Source organism: Micromonospora sp. NPDC005291 (assembly GCF_040607415.1).
Taxonomy (GTDB): Bacteria; Actinomycetota; Actinomycetes; order Mycobacteriales; family Micromonosporaceae; genus Micromonospora.
Genome location: NZ_JBEXGR010000016.1, coordinates 14,887 through 34,687, shown reverse-complemented (window position 1 = coordinate 34,687; position 19,801 = coordinate 14,887). Strand labels below are relative to the sequence as shown.

Here is a 19,801-nt window from a genome sequence, read left to right as displayed (position 1 = left end):
TCTCCTAGAGTTCCCGCGCGCGGACGTTGCGGAACTCGGTCAGGTCGTTGTCACCGTGGTTCTGCAGGCCGATGAAGCCGCGCAGGAACTGCCGCAGATCGGTCGGCGGGTCGCCGGCGCGGGAGGACTGTTTGCCCGGCGTGTTGTCGAACTCGTTGATCACCACACCGTTGCGGATCATGGTGTAGTGCTGCCCGACCACGCGGATCTCGTAGTCGTTCCACTGGTTTTTCGGGGTGACGCCGGCCTGGGCGAGGGGCACGGGGTCGAAGTTGTAGACCGAACCGGTCTTCTGCGGCTCACCGGTCTCACCGTCGTAGATCTGGATCTCGTGTCCGCAGTAGATCGCCACCCAGGCCTCTGAGGTGCGGGCCGATCCGACCGTGCCGCAGCTGCCCGGTGGTCGCTGGTCGAGGGGGATCCGCGGGTCCGGGAAGCGGGTGAAGACACCGGTGTTGGCCCGACCGGTGCCCGGCGCGATGTCGCGGAACTGCACCTTCAGGGAGAAGTCGCCGAACTCCTTCGTGTGCCAGAGCATGCCCAGGCCGCCGCTTGAGCGCAGCGACCCGTCCGGCTGGATGCCGAACGACCCGGACGGCGCCTGCCGCCAACCGCGTAGCGACTCGGCGGTGCCGTCGAAGAGTGGCTCGTACCCCGTGTGTCCGTCCCGGCCGATGTCGGACGCGGCGGCCAGGCGGGTGAGCGTGCCGGACTCGCGGGCGGTGAGCAGCCCGTCGTCCTGCAGCGCGCGGGTCACCGCGGTCACGTGTCGGACGAAACTGTTGTGGTCGGCCCAGGTGCTCTCGTCGTCGATCAGGTCGTTGATCGTGCAGCCCTGCCCGACCGTGCGGCTGGGGACCCCGGTGTCCGTGTCGTCGAGCCACACGTTCTGCCGGTCGTCCGGCACCGCGCAGCCCACGGTGACCGTGGTCTGCACCGTCGCCGTCTCACCGTCGGCGTACGTGACGGTCAGCTTCGCGGTGTAGGTGCCGACCTTGGCGTACACGTGCCGGGGGTTCGCCTCGGTCGACGTGGTGCCGTCGCCGAACTCCCACCGGTGGCTGACGCCGCCGGAGCGGGAGCCGTTGAAGGCGATGGTCAGTGGCTTGTTCTGCACGGCGACCGAGGTCGCGGCGGGTGCCGGGGTGGGTGCGCCGCCGGTGTAGGTGATCCGGATCAGCTTCTGGTTGGGGTGCAGGCTGAAGAAGCCGCCTCCGTAGTCCAGCAGGTAGAGCGCGCCGTCCGGGCCGAACTTCGCGTCCATCCAGCTCTGCAGCCGGGCGTCGCCGTTGCCACTGGGGATGATGGCCCGCAGGGACTCGGCGTACACCGGCGGGGCGGCAGTCGGCACGCCGGCCGGGTCGACGGTGACCGCTACCCGGTTGGCGGCGTTCGACTGGTCGCCGATGAACCACTTCTCGTCCCAGTACTCCGGCCAGGCCACGCCGCTGTCCGTGTCGACGAGGTCGCGGTGGTAGGTCGGACCGGACATGATGGCCTGCCCGCCGCCGCGCAGGTAGGGCTGGGTGTAGGTGGCGTCGGCCGCGACGTACGTCGGGAGGCCACTGCCGTCGGTCCTCTTCGGGAACACCGGGCCGCCGCCGTCCGGCGAATACCAGATCATGTTGTCCCGGGCCGCCGGGATGTCCACCAGACCGGTGTTACGGGGGGACTCGTTCTTCAGGTTGTCGCAGTCGTACCAGCCGGTCAGCACGGTCGCGTCGGTGCTGCTGCGGTCCCGGTACGGCTGCCGGTTGCCCATGCAGTACGGCCAACCGTGGTTCCCGGCCGAGGTGATGACGGTGGCGGTCTCGTACTTGGCCGGCCCGAGGGTGGGGCTGGGCGATGAGGCGTCCGGGCCGACCCAGCCGGCGGTCAGCCACTGGTGCTCCGGGTCGATCTGCAGGCGGGCGATGTTGCGCACGCCCATCACGTAGATCTCCGGGCGGGTCTTCTCGGTGCCCGGCGGGAACAGGTTCCCCTCGGGAATGGTGTACGTGCCGTCCGCCTCCGGGTGGATCCGGATGATCTTGCCAGCGAGGTCGTTGGTGTTGCCCGACGTGCGGCGGGCGTCCTGGAACGAGATTCCCTCGTACTCCTGGGTCCAGTTGTTGCCGGAGTAGCCCTGCGAACCCTCGGAGGAGTTGTTGTCGCCTGAGCCGACGTAGAGGTTGCCCTTGGCGTCGAATGCCATGCCGCCACCGGCGTGGCAGCAGCTGTGGATCTGCACCGGGAACTGCAGCAGATCCTTGCGGGTGGCCTGGTCGATGCTCTGCGCCTGGCGGTCGTAGGTGAACCGCGAGACGGTGCGCTGCCCGACCCGCTTCACCCGGTCGATCGAGTCGTGCGGCATCCAGTAGACGTAGAGCCAGCCGTTCTCGGCGAACGCGGGGTCCGGCACGATGCCGAGCAGGCCCTCCTCGTTCTTCACCAACTCGGAGCCGCTGCCCCGGTTGCCCATCACCTCAAGGGTGGTGAGCAGCTTGGTCTGCTTCGTACGTGGGTCCCACGAGTGGATGGTGCCGCAGCCCAGACCCACGTTCGGGTTGTTCCAGTCCGCGATCGGGCCGCTCGGGCAGGCCGCCTTGCCGACGTGGAAGACCGTGCCGTCCGGCGCGATGGTCAGCCCGTGCGGCTCGCCGATCTGATCCAGCTGGCCGGGCTGGTTGGCCGCGGTGAGCCGCTCCACCTTGTAGTTCGACGCGATCGTGGCCTGACAGTCGCCGCGTACGCGGCCCGTGGTCCAGTTGAGGGCGCCGGCGAGGTGCGTGCGGAACGCCTCCTCACCGTAGCTGCCCTCGGTGTGACCCATGCCGGTGTAGAACGACCGGCCGCCGTCGTAGTCCCGGCACCAGGACACCGGGTGGAAGGGGCCATTGGCCCCCGGCCCCGGGTTGTAGTGCCGCTCCTCGACCTGGGCGAGGGTGTGCACGGTGCCGATCGGGTTCGGGTCCCAGTTGTCCCAGCGGTCCGACCGGTTGATCGTCATCGGCAGGGATTCGGTGGCCGGGTGGTGGCGGTCCAGGATGTTGACCACCGCCTGGTTCACCGGTGGGATCTGCGGCGCGGTGGTGTCGCCGGTGAAGAGCCGCAGGTCGGCGAGTTGGATCAGCGGCTCCCCGCTGTTCGCGGTGATGTTCAGCCGGAAGTGCTTGAACTCCCGCGGGGTGGTGATGTCGAAACGCCGGATCTGGAACCGCTCCGGGAAGACCTGACCGGTGCGCCGGTCCAGGTCGGTCCAGCTCTGGCCGTCCGCCGAGCCCTGTAGCGTCCAGTCCTTCGGGTCGCGGCCGGTGAAGTCGTTGGCCGACGTCAGCGCGTAGCCGGTGACCTGCTTCGGCGCGCTCAGTTCATAGGCGACCCAGGCCGTCGGGGTGCGGACGAGCCACTTGGTGTTGCCGTCGCCGTCGGTCAGCTTCTCCTTGGTCTCGGTCGGTGGGTTCTCGCCGCTGGCGGTCACCCGGGCGACCGGCTCGGCCACCGGGATGGCGCCGGCCGGGCGGGTGCCGATCAGGCCGGTGAACCAGGCGGAGTCGACCTGGGCGCGGGCGGCGTCGGCGATGCCGACGAACCCGCCGCCGGCCTTCATGTAGCTCTGTAGCGCCAACTCCTGGTCGCGGTTGAGCGCGGCACCCGTCGCGGAGAGAAAGACCACGCTGCGGTACGCCGACAGCCCGGCCGTGGTGAACACGGTCGGGTCCGTGGTGGTCCTGACATCGATGTCATGAAGGGCACCAAGCTGCGCGATGGCCTCCGCGGCGCGCAGAACCGGGTCCTGCTGCTCGGCGACCGGCCCGTGGAACACGAGGACCGCGGTCTTCTGCTGCTGCGCTGCCTGCGGTGCCGCTGCCGTTCGCGGCGCGGCTGCCGCTGTCGTTGCCGGGATCAGTGTCGCGATGGCCGCTACCGCGGCGAGGGCTCGTCGTATTTTTCTGGTCATCCCCGTCCCCACTTTCGGTTCGTCAGCTTCCGTGCGTGTGGGTGTGGCCCTGGAACCGGTGGATCGCCTCCTCGGCGCCCGGTGGCATGCTGCCGTCGGCGTTGCGCACCAGGAAGATCCCGGCCATGCCGCCGTCGGAGTGCGTCTGCACGTGGCAGTGGTACATCCACGCGCCGGGCCCGACGCCCTCTCCGGCCAGCACCTGGAAGCCGAAGGAACTGCCCGGGTTGAGGTCCTTGTTGTCGATCACGAGGCTCGGGTCGGCCGGGCCTTCCAGCATCCCGGTGCGGTTGTCCGCCCAACGGTGCGCGTGCAGGTGGAAGGTGTGGAACAGGTTGCCGTGCCCGATGGCGAGCCACTCCACCCGCTGGCCCAGGTTCGCCTCGAACATCGGCGTGTCCGGGGCCATCCGGTTGTTGATCATCATGTCGGTGAACACGACTGTGAACTGCTTCTCCGGCAGGATGTCGCCGCGACGCCGCACGATCAGGGCGCCGTACAGGCCCTTCGCCACTCCGGCGGTGCCGTGGTCGGTGCCCATGGCGTGATCGTGGTAGTGCCAGTAGCCGGCGCTGCCGGGCATGAACCGCCTGCCCGCCGCGGCGAACATCTCCCGCGAGCGCCAGACGTACGTCCGCGTCTCGCCGGGATTGTTGAACGAGGCGTTGAGCGGGCTGCCGTCCGAGTCGGTGCTGTAGTCCACCCCGTGTGGATGGATGGACAACCGCTGGTTGGTGGTGTTGACCAGCGTGATCTCCAGGGTGTCACCCTCGTAGATCTCCAGCACCGGCCCCGGAACGGTGGCCTGGCCGGGTGCCAGGCCGTACCCGAACAGGCCGCCGGGTAACTGCTCGGCGTAGATGGTGACCTTCTTCGTGACGCCGGCGGCGGCCTGGGCGGGGCTGCCTCCGAACGCGGTGCCGATCGCCGGGGCGGACGCGCCCAGCGCCCCGGCGGCGAGCGCTCCGGTGGCGATCAGGGATCTGCGGGACAGCTGGCGATGGGAGCCAACGGCGTGATCGTCCATGGGTCTCCGTTCCCGACCGGGCGAAGGCGCGACGAAGGCAGGGTGCATCGACCGCCGAGCGAGGGGCGGAGGCACGACTGAGGTGAGGCTCGTCGCGGGCTTTGCTCGGAAGACTCAAGACTTTCGGTGGATGACAGCAACTTATGTAATCCATCGACGAAAGTACAGGTCTGATTGCAAAAAGATTACCTTGACATCACGACGGCCGTCGATTGACATGAACCTGACATGCAGGTCGGGGTAGGCCTCAGCCCGTCACGCGGCCCATGATCCACTCAACATTGCCGATGTGGGGGCATCCGGAGCGCGCGATACCCCGACATCGCCGATGTCGTGTCGATCATGGAAAGGCGCGGCCCAACGGCCCTGACCGGGGCGGGGGCGGGTGTCAGAGGTTGTGGCGGTCGTCGGCCGGCAGGCTGGGGGCCGCTGGCGGCTCGGGCGACGGCTCGGGCTGACCGAGCTGCGCGACGTGGGTCGGGTCGAGGACCCGGGAGAGGAACGCACGGGTCCGTTCGTGCTTTGGCGCGCCGAGCACCTCCTGCGGCGGCCCCTGCTCGACCACCACGCCACCGTCCATGAACACGACCCGATCGGCGACGTCGCGGGCGAACGCCATCTCGTGGGTGACCACCATCATCGTCATGCCGTCCTCGGCCAACGTCCGCATGACAGTGAGCACGTCGCCGACCAGTTCCGGGTCGAGCGCGGAGGTCGGCTCGTCGAAGAGCATCAACTTCGGCTCCATCGACAGCGACCGGGCGATCGCCGCCCGCTGCTGCTGCCCACCGGAGAGCTGCGCCGGGTACGCGTCGGCCTTGTCGGTCAGCCCGACCCGCTCCAGGTTGGCCCGCGCGATGCGCTCGGCCTCGGCGCGACCGCGCCGGAGCACCCGACGCTGGGCGATGGTGAGGTTGTTCAGCACCGTCAGGTGCGGGAACAGGTTGAACGACTGGAAGACCATGCCGATGCCGCGGCGTACCGCGTCGATCTCGACATCCGGGTCGGTCATCTCGACGCCGTTCACCCAGATCTTGCCGGCCGTCGGCTCCTCCAGCAGGTCGACGCAGCGCAGCAGCGTCGACTTGCCGGACCCGGACGGCCCGATGACGCAGACCACCTCGCCCTGGCCGACCTCGAAGTCGATGCCCTTGAGCACCTCAAGCGGCCCGAAGGACTTGTGCAGGTCGCGGATCTCGACGGCGGGGCGGGATGGGGTCGTCGTCATGCGGGTCACCGGGCCTTGGCGTAGCGGAGTTCGAGGCGTCGTACCACCTGGGACAGGGGCAGGGTGATCACCAGATAGGCGAGACCGGCCACCAGCAGCGGAGTCGCGTTCACCCGGTCGTTCAGCATGTCCCGACCGAACTTGGTGATCTCGATGGTCTGCGCCGTCACGCCCAGCACATAGGCCAGCGACGAGTCCTTGGTGAGCAGGATGAGTTCGTTCGTCAGCGGCGGGATCACGATCCGGAACGCCTGCGGGATGACGATCGTGCGCATGGCGGTGAAGTGCGACATCCCGAGGGTGCGCGCCGCCTCCATCTGCCCCTTGGGCACAGCCTGGATGCCGGCCCGGATGGTCTCGGCCATGTACGCCGCGGCGGTCAACCCGAGACCGATCGCGATCGAACCGAACACGCCACCCGGAATCTCCCGCTCCGGGAAGGCGATGGGAATGCCGTACCCGACGAGGAAGAGCACCAGCAGCGCGGGCAGACCCCGGAACAGCTCGATGTACGCCGTCGCCACCCAGCGGTACGGCGCCACCCGGGACAGCCTCATCAGCGCGAGGATGGTGCCGAACACGAGACCGAACGCGAACGCGCCCAGCGTGTAGAGGACGGTGTTGCGCAGCGCGACGGTGATGATCGTCGGGAACATCGACTTGATGATGTCGACGCGGAAGAACGCGTCCTTCAACCTGTCCCAGTCCGCGGCGAAGAGCACCGCGGCGATGATGGCGATGAAGACCAGGTACTGGAGCCCGAGGGACAACCGCTCCCGCTGGCGGCGTCGCAGCTTCACGTTCGCTCGTTGCCTTCCCGGAGGTTACCTACGAGGAGGGCGCGCGGACGCGCGCCCTCCTGCACTGAGCTTCGATCAGGCGCTCGGCCGCTTGCCGATCCACTTCTCGTAGATCGTGTTGTACGTGCCGTCCTGCTTGGCCTTGGCCAGCACCTCGTTCATCTTCTTGAGCAGTTCCGGGTTGCCGTCCTTCTTCACCGAGAAGCCGTACTGCTCGCCGGTGTCGAACTCGGCGGCCACCTGGAACCCGCCCGGGTTCTCCTTGAGGTACTCGGTCCAGACCGGCAGGTCGTTGACGGCGGCCTCGACCTGGCCGTTGGAGACGGCCTGCTGCAGGGCGGCGAGGTCCTCGAACTCGACGAGCTGCAGGCCCTTCTCCTTCTCGAACTTCCGGGCGTAGTCGCGGCCCGTGGTGGCCGCCTGGACGCCGAGCTTCTTGCCCTTGAGGTCGTCGAGCGACTTGTACGGCTTGCCGGTCTTCACCAACATGGCCTGGGTGGCGTCGAAGTACGGATCGGAGAAGTTCATCACCTTCTGCCGTTCCTCGGTGATCGTCATGCCGGCGGCGGCCGCGTCGCACTTGCCGGTGTTCAGGTCCTGGCCGGACTTGATCCCCTCGAACGGGGTGTCGATGATCGTCTGCTCGACGCCCAGCTCCTTGGCCACCAGGTCCATGATCTCGACGTCGAAGCCGGTCACCTTGCCGCTGGCGTCCTTGGACTGGAACGGCGGGTACGGCAGGTGGGTGCAGACGGTCAGCTTGCCCGCCTCGACCAGCTTGACCCCGCTCGCCTGGACCTCGCTGTCGTCCTTCTTGGCGCATCCCGCGGTCACCGCGAGGGCGGCGACTGCCACGACGAGGCCGGCCTGGCGGATGGCGCTGTGGAACCTCACGGCTGTGTCCCTCCGGTTCGGCTCCCCTGTCACCGGAAGCCAAGTTGGTGCTAAGACTTTGTGACAGGCGACGGTACCTGATTGCGCGGGCCACACCCAGATCACGTCGGGTCGTTGGGCCGCTGCCGCAGCAGCACCACCGACAAACCCGACACTGCGCCGACAATCGGGCGGCGTTGGCAGGTCGTCTAGACCGGGTAGCCCCACTCCGCCAGCGGCTTCTCCAGCACCCGTTCGATCGCGACGAGCTGCGCCGGGCTGAGTTCGTCCCGGTACGCCGCCGCCCGGCCCGCCGGGAAGTCGTACCGGGAGAGGCCCTTCTCGAAGGCGGGTGACCAGCCCAGCCCGAGAAAGTCGAGCATCCGGCCAACCTGCTCACGGGGCTGCTCGACCAGGTCCTCGTAGCGCACGTCGAGCCACTGGTCGGCAGGGTGGCGCAGTCGGGCCTGCGCGAAGGCGTCCATCAGCATCTTCCAGCCCAGCGCGGCGAGCACCTGGAAGGACCGGCCGGACTCGACCCACTCCTCCCGCAGATCGGGCGGGAGCGGGCCGTAGATCCAGTTGTCGGGGCCGCGCCACCCGTCCCACCAGCCCATCTGGAGCCAGGAGTTGGCCACCGCCCGACCGTCCCGCACCACGTTGACCACCCGCAGGTCCGGGTACGCGGCGTGCAGCAGGCCGGTACGCGGCCACCCGGTGATGTGCTGCACCAGTTGCTGGCAGCCCTGCCGGGCGATCCGCTCGTCGAAGAAGGCCCGCAGCCGCCGGGCCACGAAAGGTGTCAGGTCCTCGGCCACCAGGTCGCGGCACGGTCGGGAGAAGCCGCCCAGCACCTGCCGGTCGAGCAGGTGGTACGCCTCCGACGGCGCCACCCGGAACCGGCCCCGTTCCAGCAGCCGTCGGCTGTGCCGCAGCGAGGTCATCCCCACGGGGCGCGGCGCCGACCGCCGGTAGAGCACGCCGTTGAACCTGCCCTTGGGGTTGAGCCGGGAGAGTTTGTCGTCCAGGCCGGAGACGAAACCGACTGCGGGATGCCGGGAGAGCAACTCCTGGACCAGGGTCGAACCGCAGCGACCGGTGCCCACCACCAGTGAGAGCATCGTTCAGCCTTCCTGCCGCGTGGCGGGTGACGAGGGGACGACCGGGTCAGGAGGGAACGTGGCAGCGGGTGACGTGCCCGTCGGGCGGCGCAACGGGTAGCCGAACCGAGACAGGGCCAACCCGGTCAGCCCGGTGACCACGGCGTACGCGCGGGGGGAGAGCCCGGACAGCCACTCGGTGTCGGCGATCACGCCGACCACGCCGGTGCGGTGCCGCGAGGGATTACCGGCCGCCGAGTGGGTGGGCGTCAGCCGCACCGTGTCCGGTGTGGGGAAGGGCAGGTCGTCGGGGGCCACGCCAACGAACCGGGCGATCGTCGCGGTGGTGCCAGCCGGATCGGCCACGAAGTCCTCGTACCGCACCCGCAGGTAGCGGCCCGCCGTGCTGTCGTCGACCGGCCGGTCACCCCAGAGTCGTACGGTCGCGGTGTTCCAGACCAGCCAGAGCAGGGCGGCCTTCCAGACCGGCGGCCGGCTCATCAACCGGTCGTCCGCGCGCCCGTCCAGTGGGCGTCGGCGACGCCAGGAGTAGGCCGTCGCGCGCGGGTCGCGGACCACGTGCAGGACGTACAGGTCGATGCCGGGCAGGCTGCCGAGCAGTGCGCCGTACGGCGGCAGCTTGGAGGAGTCGACGATGATGCCGCCGGCCCGGTCGGGAAGGGCGTGCTCGGCGATCGAGGCGTAGAGCCGGGCCAGGTGGGTGTCGTCGGGGTGACCTGGGACCGGCGGTTGTCCCCGGCGGTGCCGGCGTAGCAGTGCGGGCAGCCCGCGCAGTCGCAGCCGCTCGGCCAACCGGGCGGCGATCCCGGCCGGGTCGGCGTCGGTCAGGTCGGCGCGCACACGGGTCCAGAGTGGACAGTCGGCCAGTGGCGATCCGCAGCCGCAGGGCCGGTTCTCCAGGATGCCGCGTCGCCACAGGTAGCGCAGTTCGCCGGCGGCGAAGAAGCCCGGCAACTGCCCCAGGACCGTGGTGACCAGTGTGCTGCCGCTGCGACCACTACCGGCGAGGTAGAGCACCCGGACCGGGCTCACCGGGCCGCTCCCCCATCGGTCGCGGTGCGGGCCTTGCGCCGCCGGGTGGGCAGCGCTGCGGTGGCCTCGGCGTACAGCTCACGGATTCGGGCCAGGTGCAGCTCGGGTGCGAACCGCCGGGCGACCTTCGCCCGGCCGGCCTGACCCATCCGGTACGCCTGCTCAGGGTCGGCCAGGATGTCGTTCAACGCGTCGCCGAGGTCGGTGGGCCGGTCGGCGGCGACGATGGTGCCGTCCAGTGTGGATTCGACCAGCTCGGGGAGGCCACCCAGGTCGGTGGTGACAACCGGGACACCGCAGGCGAAGGCCTCCAGCACCGCCATCGGCTGGTTCTCATGCCACCGGGAGGGGACGGCGACCACCGCCGCAGACCGGATCAGGTCGTGCAGGCGTGGCTTGTCGAGGCGACCGTGGAACCGGATCCGGCCGGGCACCCGTCGCGCGGCGAGCGCCTCCAACTCGGGGCGGGCCGGGCCGTCTCCGGCGATGTCCACGGCGACCCCGTCCGGCAGCGCGGCCACCGCCTCGATCAGCACGTCGACACCCTTCTCCGGGGCAAGCCGGCCGGCGAAGACGACGCCACCGCCGGGCGCCTCCTTGGCCGCGATGCCGGTCAGGTCGACGAAGTGGTTCACCACCCGCAACCGGTCCGGATACACGCCCGCGCGGCGCATCACGTCGGCCAGGAAATCACTCGGGCTGACGAAGACCTGCACCGGGTCGTACGCGTTCAACTCCCGGTGCAACCAGGACTCGACCGCGAGCAGCGTGCTGCGGGACAGCGAGCCGTCCTTGCAACGACGACGGGCCGCCTGCAGCGGACCGTCGGTGACGCACGCCTGGCAGGGGCGGCCCCGGTCCAGCAGTTGGTAGCTCGGGCAGGCGAGCTTGTAGTCGTGCATGGTCAGCACGCACGGCACACCGGCCGACCGGGCCGCGGCGAGCACCGACGGGGAGAGCTGGTGGTAGATGTTGTGCAGGTGCAGCACGTCCGGCCGGAAGTCGTCGATCACCCGGGCCAGCCCGCGCCGGCTCGTCGGTGACCACAGCATCCGGCCGGCGGCCACCACGCGTGGCCGTAGCCCGCTCGGTGCCGGTTCCAACTCCACTTCGGCCGGAAAGTGCGCCGCGTACGGCAGCGGCGACTCGTTCTCCGGGTGGCTCATGCCGAAGTAGGCGACCGTGTCGCCCGCTGCCCGCTGCAACTCGGCGAGGTCGAGCAGGTATCCCTCGGCGCCGCCACGGCGGTAGAGGAACTTGTTCACATGCAGCACGCGCATCGACTCGGCCTGCTCACGTCGATCGGGCGAACCGGGCCCGGAGGTGATGACCGGGGTCTGCCCGCCCCGGCCAGGGCTCACCGTATGCAGGGCGGGTCGGCGAGTCCAGCTCACCTATGGCATGTGCCTGAACGGTTGATCTTCGCATGCCCGTGCGGCCCGCGGCCTGGCCTCCCGCCATGATCTCCCGATAGCCTGGCTCCGCCGGTCGCACCCGCTCTCGGTGGGGCAGGACCGGTGCCCGAACGAGGAGGACCCGTGGCAGCCGACGACGAGGTCTCCACGCTCGCGTACACCGCCCGGCGGGTGAGGCGGCATCTGCGCTGGGCCCGGACCGAGGGAATCGGACGGCTGATCGAGGAGGACCGGCTCAACCCGGTCGACCGGATCGGCACCGCCCTGGCGAAGCGACGCTTCAGACGGCGGGCCGGCCGGGCACCCGGCTCGGCGGTGCCGGTCTACCTGGTCGGCCTGCAACGGTCAGGCACGAACATGCTGGTCCGAGGACTGGATTCGGCCCCCGAGGTCGAGGTACGCAACGAGAACGACCGCACCCTCTTCCACCGCTTCCAGCTCCGCCCGGATGAGGTGCTGACCGCGACGGTCCAGCGCAGCCGGCACGCGTACGTCCTGGTCAAGCCGCTCTGCGAGAGCCATCGCGTGGACGAGTTGCTGGCTCTGCCCGGGCTGGTTCCCGGACGCGCGCTCTGGGTCTACCGCGACGTCGACGACCGGGCCCGCTCCGAGGTCGCCAAGTTCGGTGACGCCAACCTACGGGCGCTGCGGGCGATCGCCGACGGCACCATCGGCCGGCGGTGGCAGGGCCAGCGGCTCGACGCCGACACCAGGGAGCTGATCCGGGGCCACGACCCGCACCGGCTGGATCCGCACAGTGGCGCGGCGCTCTTCTGGTACGTCCGCAACTCGCTCTTCTTCCGGCTGGGCCTGGACCAGCGCGCCGATGTGCTGCTCTGCCGCTACGACACACTGGTCGCGGAGCCTGCGGCACAGGTCCGGCGGCTCTGCGCCTTCCTCGGCTTCCCCTACCATCCCCGGCTGCACGCGCACATCGCCCCGCGCCAGTTCCACGCTGCCGGCGCAACGGACCACCAGCCGCTGCCGATCGACCCGCGCGTCCGGGTCCTCTGCGACGAGCTGGCCGACCGGCTCGCCCGCCCCGCCGCCGACACCCGATCCGACCACGAGGTGGCCGACCGTGGCTGAGCCCGAAACCCGTACCGCGCCGATCTTCCTGGTCGGGTGTCAGCGGTCGGGCACCACCATGGTGCGTCTCGTCCTGGACTCGCACTCGAACATCAGCTGTGGCCCCGAGACCAGGTTCCTGCCCGACCTGCAACGGATCGTCGGGCGGGACTGGGAACGGCTGGCCCGCTTCGGCTTCCCGCGCGAGGACTGGCTACGCCGGATCCGCGACTTCTTCGGCGGCGTCCACGCCGACTACGCCGCCGCGCGGGGCAAGACCCGGTGGGCCGACAAGACCCCGCTGTACGCCATGTCGCTCGACTTCGTCACCGAGGTCTTTCCGGACGCCCAGATCGTGCACCTGATCCGGGACGGGCGCGACGTGGTGGTCTCGCACCGCAAACGGTTCGGCTACTGGTCCGCGGTCAAGTGCGTGGTGAAGTGGCCGCGCTACATCCGGGCCGCGCGGGCGGTCGGCGCCACCCTGCCAACGGACCGCTACTACGAGCTGCGGTACGAGCAGGCGGTCACCGAGCCGGAGAAGGCGATGCGCGGCCTCTTCGAGTTCCTCGGCGAGCCCTGGGAGGCCGGCATCCTCGACTACGACAGCAAGCAGCACGACGTGGCCCAGAAATACACCACCGAGGCGGAGAAACGGCGAGCGGCGGCGAGCGTCACCGCGCCGATCTACGGCTCCCGGGTGGGCACGTACCGCCGCGAGCTCGACCCGTTCCTCCGCCTGTTGGTCCGGGTCTTCTCCGGTTCGACCCTGCGCGCCCTCGGCTACCGATGAACCGCTCCCGCCGGCTGCGCGCGTTCGCCGCCGCATTCGCCGCCACGCTGGTCGTCACCGCCGGCTGCACCGCCCGCGGTGACGATCCCCCGGCTGCCCCGCCGGGCGCCGGCACCCCGTCCGGTACGCCGGCACCCGGTGACGCCGCACCAGGGCGCACCGTCGGTGTGAGCAACCCGTTCGGCGCGCACTGGGACTGGTCGCGGTACGAGCAGTTCGCGCCGTACCTACGCCGGATCGCCGGTTCGGCGACGTACGAGGAGATCTCCTGGTGCGAGATCGAACGGACCTCGGGGCAGGTGGAGTGGGCCGGGTTGGACGAGATCGCCTCCCGCAGCCGGGAGCTGGGCATCACCCTGCACCTGAAGATCCGTACCGGGGTGTGTTGGGCGACCGGTGGCACCGCGCGGTACACCAGGGGCGCGGCGAACAAGACCGAGTCGGCGATGCCCACCGACCTCGGTGCGTACCAACGGTTCGTCCGCTCGGTGGTCCAGCGCTACGGGCCGTACGGGGTGCGGGAGTACGCGATCGAGAACGAGGTCAACGCGCCGAGTTACTGGGCTGGTAGTCCCGAGGACTACGTGCGGCTGGTCACGGCGGCGGCCGAGACGATCCGCGCGACCGACCCGCAGGCCAGAGTGGTCGATTCCGGCATCAGCAGCGTCGCGTACGGCATGGGTGTCGCCGACCGACTGTTGCGCGCCGGTCGGGCGCCCGAGGCGGTCGCCGCCTACCAGGCGTACTTCCAGCGACGGGTCGGCACCCGAGGGCAGCAGATCCCGGCGGTGACCGGCGAGGCGCAGCTCCGCAAGGCGCTCGGCACCGACACCAACAGCCGCAGTCTGCGGTTCCTGGCCGCGACCCAGTCCCTGTTGACCGACCGCACGGTCGACGTCCGGCAGGTGCACTTCTACGAGCACTTCAGCGGGGTGGCGCCGCTGCTGGACTACCTTCGGGCGACGACGCCGGCCGGTGCCCCGATCCAGGCGTGGGAGGTCGGCCAGTTCTGGCGCGACGGTGAGGGTGACCCGGCCAGCCGGGCGGCGGAGATGGTCAAGACGGTCACCCTGCTGGCCGCTGGCGGGATCGGCGAGATCGGTTGGTTGCCGTTGGCGTACAACCCGAACAACGCCGCCGGCAGCGAGGTCCGCTACGGCCTGCTCGACCCGGATGGCACCGAACGCGAGGCCGGCCGGATGTTGGCGAGCCTGGCCGACGCGGCCCGGGACGCCACCGTCACCCCGTTGCCCGCCTCGGTGGCCGGCAAGCTGAACGGGGTCGCGTTCGTCCGTGGCGGGTCGAGCACGCTGGTGCTCTGGTCGGCGTCGAACACGCCGGTGACCGTGCCGGCGGCATCCGGCGGGCGGACCGGGGCGGTGGGGGGTCCTCTCCGCGCGGCCGGTGGCGGCACCACCGTGACCGACGTACCCCTCCTGCTCCGCGCCGACCAGCCGGTGAACCGGATGCTCGCCGAGGTGCGCTGACTGTGGGGGTGCGCTAGCTCGGGGTCGGGGCGGCCCAGGGGTCGGGCCAGCCGAGCAGGGTGGCCAGGCGGGCGTTGTGGGGCGCGAAGTGCTCGGTCAGGCGGTCCCGCAGATCCGGGGTGAGCTGGGAGGTGCCGTCATCGACGCGACGGGTGTGCCGGGTGAACGCCTCGGGTGTGAAGGCCGGCAGGTCGAGGAAGCTCAGAATCTCGCCGTACGTGCCCGCCGGGTCGGCGTTCAGGTCTTCGGTCCGGGTGATGTGGATCCGCTCCCGGGGGACGTGCGCGAACCAGCGTTCCAACTGCTCGGCGTAGCGGCCCCGGGCGGCGTACGAGTGGTTGCGTAACGCCCGGTGGGCGGCACGGGTGTCCGGGCCCCCGCGCGTCGCCCGTGCCAGCCGTTCCTCCTCCGCGTCGAGCGCGTCGGCGAAGGAGAGCGGCTCCGCCCCGTACGAGCGGGTGTGCAGGTAGTGCGAGTACGCCCGCTGCACCGGGTCGCGCAACAGTGCGACGAAGCGGGCCTCCGGCAGGGTCGCCGCGACCCGCGACGGCACGCTCGGATGAAACAGGTAGTAGGGGCTCGCCTCGAACGTGCGCTCGTCCGGGGCGAGGCGCGGGAAGTGCCCCCGGTACCAGCGCGTACCCCGAGCGTGGTGGACGCTGAAGTACTGCAACTCCTTGCCGGTGGCCACCCGTACCCGGGGATGCGCCGCGAGGTGGTGGTACAGCGAGGTGGTGCCGCAGCGCTGCCCGCCGATGACCAGGAAGTCGGGAAGCGGGCCGGGCTCGCCCGGCCTCGCCGCGCGTCCCCACGCCCGCGCGGCGCGTACCCCCCGGCGCAGCCGGTCGGTGACCTGACGTCGAGCGACGGCGGTCATGAGCCGGCTCCGGTGTGGCCGGTGCCCGCACCCGCACCGACGGCGGGACCGGGGTCGGGGGCGGCGGCGCGTCGACCGCCTCGACTGGTCACCGACCGCAACACCATGACGTCCTCCCTACTGAGCCCCAGGGCGAGCACCGCCGCGAGGTAGACGGCCACGATCGCGGCCAGACCGACCGTGAGCTGCACGATCCAGTCCTCGACGAGCCACCGCACACCGAACCCGACGGCCAACGCGACCAGCGCCGCGACCAGCCCTTTGACCATGCCGGCCGTGACTGGCACGGTGTGCACCTGCGCGCGCACCTGCCAGACCCGGGCGATGTTCACCGCGGCCAGCGAGACCGCCCAGGCCACCGCCGCGCCGAGGATCCCGTGCGCCGGGATGAGCCAGAGGTTGAGCAGGATGTTGAGCACCAGTGCGGCGAGGTTGTCGACCATGTTGACCGAGACCCGGCCCGACATGTTCAGCAGCGTCCCGCAGGGCCCGGTCGCCGCGTTGACGAGCTGACCGAGGGCCAGCACGATCGTCACCATCGCACCGGCTGCCAGGCCGGGCCCGCCGATCAGACGCAGCAACTGCTCCGGGAAGACCAGCAACGCCACGAAGGCCGGGAGCGACAGTCGGACCACCCAGCCGGTGGCGACCCGGTAGATCCGGCGTACCTCGTCCAGCCGGCCCTGGTGGTAGAGATGCGCCAGGTGCGGGCCGAACGACGCGTTGACCGGCGCGAGCACGAACACCGCGATCGTGACCAGCCGCGTCGCCACGTGGTAGACGCCGATCGCGTCGGCGCCGTAGTCGAAGAAGCCGAGCAGCAGTGCGTCCACCCAGATCAGCCCGGTGGAGGAGAGTGAGGAGACCCAGCTGACCGTGGAGAAGCGGAACAGCTCGCCCGGGCGGTACGCGGGGCGGGCGGCGGGCACCCGGCGCACCATCCGGGTGAGCGCCACGAGAGCGAACGTGGCGGCGCTCCAGCTCGCCACGACCAGTGCCCAGAACGCGCCGGTCAGGCCCGCCCCGACGGCGAGCGCCAGCGCGGTGAGCACCAGCCGCGCGGCCGGCTCGTAGACCTGGCCGATCAGCGCGTACGCCCGTTGCGTGCGCCAACCCCGGGTGGCCGCGAGCGCGGCCTCGCAGATGGTCGTGGCGGGCAGGCACAGCGCGACCAACCGCAGCCCGGTGGTGAGGTGCGGATCGTGCAGGGCTTCGGCGAGCCACGGTGCGCCGACCGCCAGACCGACCGCGATCACGGTGGACGCCACGGCCGAGATGCCGATCCCGAGTCGGATCGCGCCCCGGAGCGCGGCCGGCTCGTCGTCGGCGAGATGCACCGCCACGAAGCGGGTCAACCCGGCCCGGAAACCGGAGAGCGAGAGCAGCCCGAGCAGCGACAGCACGGCGTAGACCTGGGCGTACCGGCCGACCTCCCGTAGACCCAGCACCCGGGCCAGCAACAACATGACCAGGAAGAGCGCCACCTGGCTGAACACCGCGCTCGTCAGGTTCAGCATGCCGCCGCGCGCCATGCCGCGTACCTGCTGATCGCCGGCCTCCGGCGCGGCCGGCGACCGGCCGGTCAGCTCGCCGCGCACCCGGCGGCCCGTTCCCGGATGGTCACGGCCTCGCCGCGGTCACGGACTCCGCCGGCACCGACGGCTCGCCGGACGAGGAGACGGTCGACGCCGTCGGGACCGGCGCGGTGGTCGGGCGCGCGGCGGCACGACCCCGCGAGAACAGTTCGAGGACGCCCACCAGCAGCACCCCCAGCAGCAGGCCGGCCCCGCCCACCGGCAGGACGGTACGCACCAGCTCCGTCAGCCGGCTCACCTCGTGCGCCTCGCCGATGCTGGTCACCTGCTTCGGATCGGCGGCCTGGGCCTGCGCACGAGCGGCCTGCAACCCCTCGCGCGCCTGGGACAACGCATTGGTCGCCGCGTCCCGTTGGGCGAGCAGGGCCTGGTAGTCGGGGAGCTTCGGCCCGAGGTCGTCGAGCTTCTTCTGTGCTGCGGTGATCGCGGCGGCCGCCGCGTCGGCACCCCGGCCGTTGCCGACCGCCTGCATGGAGAGCTGCTGCTGGCGCAGGCTGGTCAGCTCGCCCAGCGTCGCCTGGTAGATCCGGTCCGGCTGGGAGACCTTGTTCGTCTTCTCCCACTCACCGATCGACTTGGTGGCCGCGGTGACATCGGCGTTGGCCGCCTCGACCTCACCGGTGGCGATGCCGACCTGGGAGGAGAACAGGAAGGCCAGTGCCCGGGTGGTGGTCGCGGTGAGGACCGGCGCGACCTTCGCCTGGTCGCGGGCGGTGTACGTCACCTCCAGTTGGCTGCTCGCGCCGACCTGGGTGATGGCGAGGCCATCGCGCAACCGCTCCGGCGTCACCCCGGTGTCACTGGCCACGTCGGCGAGGACCCGGGGCGAGGTGACCGCCGCGCCGAATGCCGCGACGAACTGGTTCGCCGCCTGCGTACCGGTGTACTGCGTCCCGGCCGCACCACCCACCAGCGCCGGCGCCGCCACGTACGCGGTGCCGCTGAACTGCTGTGGTGCGAACAGGACGATGCCGGCCGCGGCTCCGGTGGCGAGCACCGGCACCCCCACGAGCACCCAGAGCCGCCGCCGGGCGACCCGCAGGTAGTCGACGATCTCCACTTTCTCCCCAATGCTGTCGTTCACTCAAACCGGGACGGGCGTGCTTCGCGGCTGCTCGCCGGGCAGGTTCGCAGCCGGCTGGCGGGCGATCGCACTGGCCGCCGCGGCGAACGCGACGAAATACCAGAGCGTAACCACGTTGGAAATGACGTTGGAGGCTGCGCTGACCGCCACGAACGCGGCGGCACAGCCGGCGAAGCCGACCGCGACGCCACGCTCGAAGCTGCCCGGAGGTGCCCGCCGCAGCGCGGTCCGCGCGGTGTAGAGAAAGGCGAAGAGCATCATCAGGTACGCGCCGAGCCCGAGCAACCCCGTCTCGACGTACGCCCGCAGGAAGTCGTTGTGCGGCTTCTTCGCCTCGTCGGTCTCGCGCTGGGTCATGTTCGGCCCGATACCGGTCACCGGGTTACGGTCGGCCAGCGTGACGATCTCGGTCCAGTAACCGATCCGCCACGCCAGGGTGTTTCCGGTGGGGTCGCCGCCGACCTCGCGCGACGTGCCGAGTTGGGCGAACCGCTCGCCGACGGCGGGCACCAGGGCCACCCCGGCGACGGCCACCAGGCAGAGGGTGACCAGCATCCGCTTGCTGCGATGCAGCACCGCGACCACGACCAGGCCAATCGCCGCGCCGAGCAGGGCACTACGGGTGTTGGTGAGCAGCAGGAACAGCAGCGAGAGCGCGAGCAGCACGCCGAGTGACACCCGCAACCGGCGACCCAGGAAGCGGTACACCGCGAACCCGAAGATCACCATGAACATCAGGTAGCGGCCGAACGTGGTCGACTGGCTGAACGTGCCGCTGATCCGGGTGAAGTCGCCCTTCACCTCGGCCGGAGGGTTGCCGAGAAGCGACAGGACGACGGTGTAGCCGAGCGCCAGCACCAACGAGGCGTAGCAGGCGAGCAGGACCCGACGGATCGCCGCAGTGTCCGGCATGAGCTGTTCCAGCACCACGAACATCACCACGACGGTGAGGATCCGCAACGCCTCCAACAGGCTGTTCGCCGGCCGGGTCGCCCCGAGGGCACTGACCACGCTGCTGGCGCCGACGAGCAGCATGGCCCAGCTCAGCGGGGAACCGCGCAGCCGTCCGTGCCGACTGAGTTGTGCGGCCAGCCAGAGCCCGGCGGCGAGGAGGAAGAGCACCGCGAGCAGGGTGGAGGGGTCCACCGCCCTCGCCGCTCCGGCGGAGTCGGCCTGACCGGCGCTCGGTCCGGTGAGCTTGAACAGGTCGACGCAGGAGCGGACCGCGAGCATCAGCAACACGTACCCGGCGAAACGGGCCAGCGCGAGGACGGCCACCGCGATGCCCGCGACCGCGGCGAGTGGCAGCACCATGCCCTTACGGTCACCGGCCGCCATCGAGACTCCCGCGACCACCGCCACGACCGCGGCGGCCAGCGCCGCACCGCCGGTGAGGAGGCGGGGCGCGGTGAGCCACCTGCTCACGGGCACAGTCCTGTCGCCCGGCGGTCTCGCATCCTC

15 protein-coding genes are annotated in these 19,801 nt (G+C 70.6%); 3 read left to right on the top strand and 12 right to left on the bottom strand.

Annotation, left to right across the window (positions count from 1 at the left end; all coding sequences use genetic code 11):
- Positions 1-4: 4 nt before the first annotated feature.
- From ABZT18_RS21220 to ABZT18_RS21185, 8 genes are all read right to left on the bottom strand, one after another.
- Positions 5-3,940 (bottom strand): ThuA domain-containing protein, encoded by a 3,936-nt coding sequence (locus tag ABZT18_RS21220; RefSeq protein ID WP_354997123.1) that lies wholly within the window; start codon positions 3,938-3,940, stop codon positions 5-7.
- 22 nt (positions 3,941-3,962) lie between these two features.
- Complete coding sequence (locus tag ABZT18_RS21215; protein WP_354997122.1) at positions 3,963-4,967, bottom strand: multicopper oxidase domain-containing protein; 1,005 nt, start codon at positions 4,965-4,967, stop codon at positions 3,963-3,965.
- 388 nt (positions 4,968-5,355) lie between these two features.
- Positions 5,356-6,195, bottom strand: a complete 840-nt coding sequence (locus tag ABZT18_RS21210) for an amino acid ABC transporter ATP-binding protein (RefSeq protein WP_355252258.1) — start codon at positions 6,193-6,195, stop codon at positions 5,356-5,358.
- A gap of 5 nt (positions 6,196-6,200) precedes the next feature.
- Positions 6,201-6,995, bottom strand: a complete 795-nt coding sequence (locus ABZT18_RS21205; protein WP_354997120.1) for an amino acid ABC transporter permease — start codon at positions 6,993-6,995, stop codon at positions 6,201-6,203.
- Positions 6,996-7,070: 75 nt separating this feature from the next.
- On the bottom strand, positions 7,071-7,889 hold the full coding sequence (locus tag ABZT18_RS21200) for a basic amino acid ABC transporter substrate-binding protein (RefSeq protein ID WP_354997119.1): 819 nt from the start codon (positions 7,887-7,889) through the stop codon (positions 7,071-7,073).
- 188 nt (positions 7,890-8,077) lie between these two features.
- A complete protein-coding gene (locus tag ABZT18_RS21195; RefSeq protein WP_354997118.1) occupies positions 8,078-8,989 on the bottom strand; it encodes a sulfotransferase in 912 nt (303 codons plus the stop codon).
- A gap of 3 nt (positions 8,990-8,992) precedes the next feature.
- Positions 8,993-10,021: a sulfotransferase gene (locus ABZT18_RS21190; RefSeq protein ID WP_354997117.1), complete on the bottom strand. Its 1,029-nt coding sequence runs from the start codon at positions 10,019-10,021 to the stop codon at positions 8,993-8,995.
- Positions 10,018-11,301, bottom strand: a complete 1,284-nt coding sequence (locus ABZT18_RS21185; protein ID WP_354997116.1) for a glycosyltransferase family 4 protein — start codon at positions 11,299-11,301, stop codon at positions 10,018-10,020. The genes ABZT18_RS21190 and ABZT18_RS21185 overlap by 4 nt, the downstream gene beginning before the upstream one ends.
- A gap of 258 nt (positions 11,302-11,559) precedes the next feature.
- Between ABZT18_RS21185 and ABZT18_RS21180 the strand changes: the two genes are divergently transcribed.
- The 3 genes from ABZT18_RS21180 to ABZT18_RS21170 are packed head-to-tail and all read left to right on the top strand — an operon-like array spanning position 11,560 to position 14,784.
- Positions 11,560-12,525, top strand: coding sequence for a hypothetical protein (locus ABZT18_RS21180; RefSeq protein ID WP_354997115.1), 966 nt, complete (start codon positions 11,560-11,562; stop codon positions 12,523-12,525).
- Positions 12,518-13,297, top strand: coding sequence for a sulfotransferase (locus tag ABZT18_RS21175; RefSeq protein ID WP_354997114.1), 780 nt, complete (start codon positions 12,518-12,520; stop codon positions 13,295-13,297). Before ABZT18_RS21180 ends, ABZT18_RS21175 begins: the two co-directional genes overlap by 8 nt.
- On the top strand, positions 13,294-14,784 hold the full coding sequence (locus tag ABZT18_RS21170; protein WP_355252255.1) for a hypothetical protein: 1,491 nt from the start codon (positions 13,294-13,296) through the stop codon (positions 14,782-14,784). The genes ABZT18_RS21175 and ABZT18_RS21170 overlap by 4 nt, the downstream gene beginning before the upstream one ends.
- Positions 14,785-14,797: 13 nt before the next feature.
- On the opposite strand, the gene ABZT18_RS21165 is transcribed toward ABZT18_RS21170, so the two are convergent.
- Genes ABZT18_RS21165 through ABZT18_RS21150 form a run of 4 tightly spaced genes read right to left on the bottom strand, consistent with a single transcriptional unit; the run spans position 14,798 to position 19,765 of the window.
- Positions 14,798-15,661 carry a sulfotransferase gene (locus tag ABZT18_RS21165; protein WP_355252252.1) on the bottom strand — a complete coding sequence of 288 codons (864 nt, stop codon included), beginning with the start codon at positions 15,659-15,661 and terminating at the stop codon, positions 14,798-14,800.
- Positions 15,658-17,259: a flippase gene (locus ABZT18_RS21160; protein WP_355252249.1), complete on the bottom strand. Its 1,602-nt coding sequence runs from the start codon at positions 17,257-17,259 to the stop codon at positions 15,658-15,660. Before ABZT18_RS21160 ends, ABZT18_RS21165 begins: the two co-directional genes overlap by 4 nt.
- Before the next feature lie 22 nt (positions 17,260-17,281).
- Positions 17,282-18,316 carry a Wzz/FepE/Etk N-terminal domain-containing protein gene (locus ABZT18_RS21155; RefSeq protein WP_355252246.1) on the bottom strand — a complete coding sequence of 345 codons (1,035 nt, stop codon included), beginning with the start codon at positions 18,314-18,316 and terminating at the stop codon, positions 17,282-17,284.
- Between the two features lie 24 nt (positions 18,317-18,340).
- Positions 18,341-19,765, bottom strand: a complete 1,425-nt coding sequence (locus tag ABZT18_RS21150; protein WP_355252243.1) for an O-antigen ligase family protein — start codon at positions 19,763-19,765, stop codon at positions 18,341-18,343.
- Positions 19,766-19,801: the final 36 nt, after the last annotated feature.

What these genes read in the sequence shown, in the direction of transcription:
- ABZT18_RS21195 (WP_354997118.1), bottom strand. Translation starts at nt 8,989, where the DNA reads ATGCTCTCACTGGTGGTGGGCACCGGTCGCTGCGGTTCGACCCTGGTC.
- ABZT18_RS21220 (WP_354997123.1), bottom strand. Translation starts at nt 3,940, where the DNA reads ATGACCAGAAAAATACGACGAGCCCTCGCCGCGGTAGCGGCCATCGCG.
- ABZT18_RS21215 (WP_354997122.1), bottom strand. Translation starts at nt 4,967, where the DNA reads ATGGACGATCACGCCGTTGGCTCCCATCGCCAGCTGTCCCGCAGATCC.
- ABZT18_RS21185 (WP_354997116.1), bottom strand. Translation starts at nt 11,301, where the DNA reads ATGCGCGTGCTGCATGTGAACAAGTTCCTCTACCGCCGTGGCGGCGCC.
- ABZT18_RS21210 (WP_355252258.1), bottom strand. Translation starts at nt 6,195, where the DNA reads ATGACGACGACCCCATCCCGCCCCGCCGTCGAGATCCGCGACCTGCAC.
- ABZT18_RS21170 (WP_355252255.1), top strand. Translation starts at nt 13,294, where the DNA reads ATGAACCGCTCCCGCCGGCTGCGCGCGTTCGCCGCCGCATTCGCCGCC.
- ABZT18_RS21165 (WP_355252252.1), bottom strand. Translation starts at nt 15,661, where the DNA reads ATGACCGCCGTCGCTCGACGTCAGGTCACCGACCGGCTGCGCCGGGGG.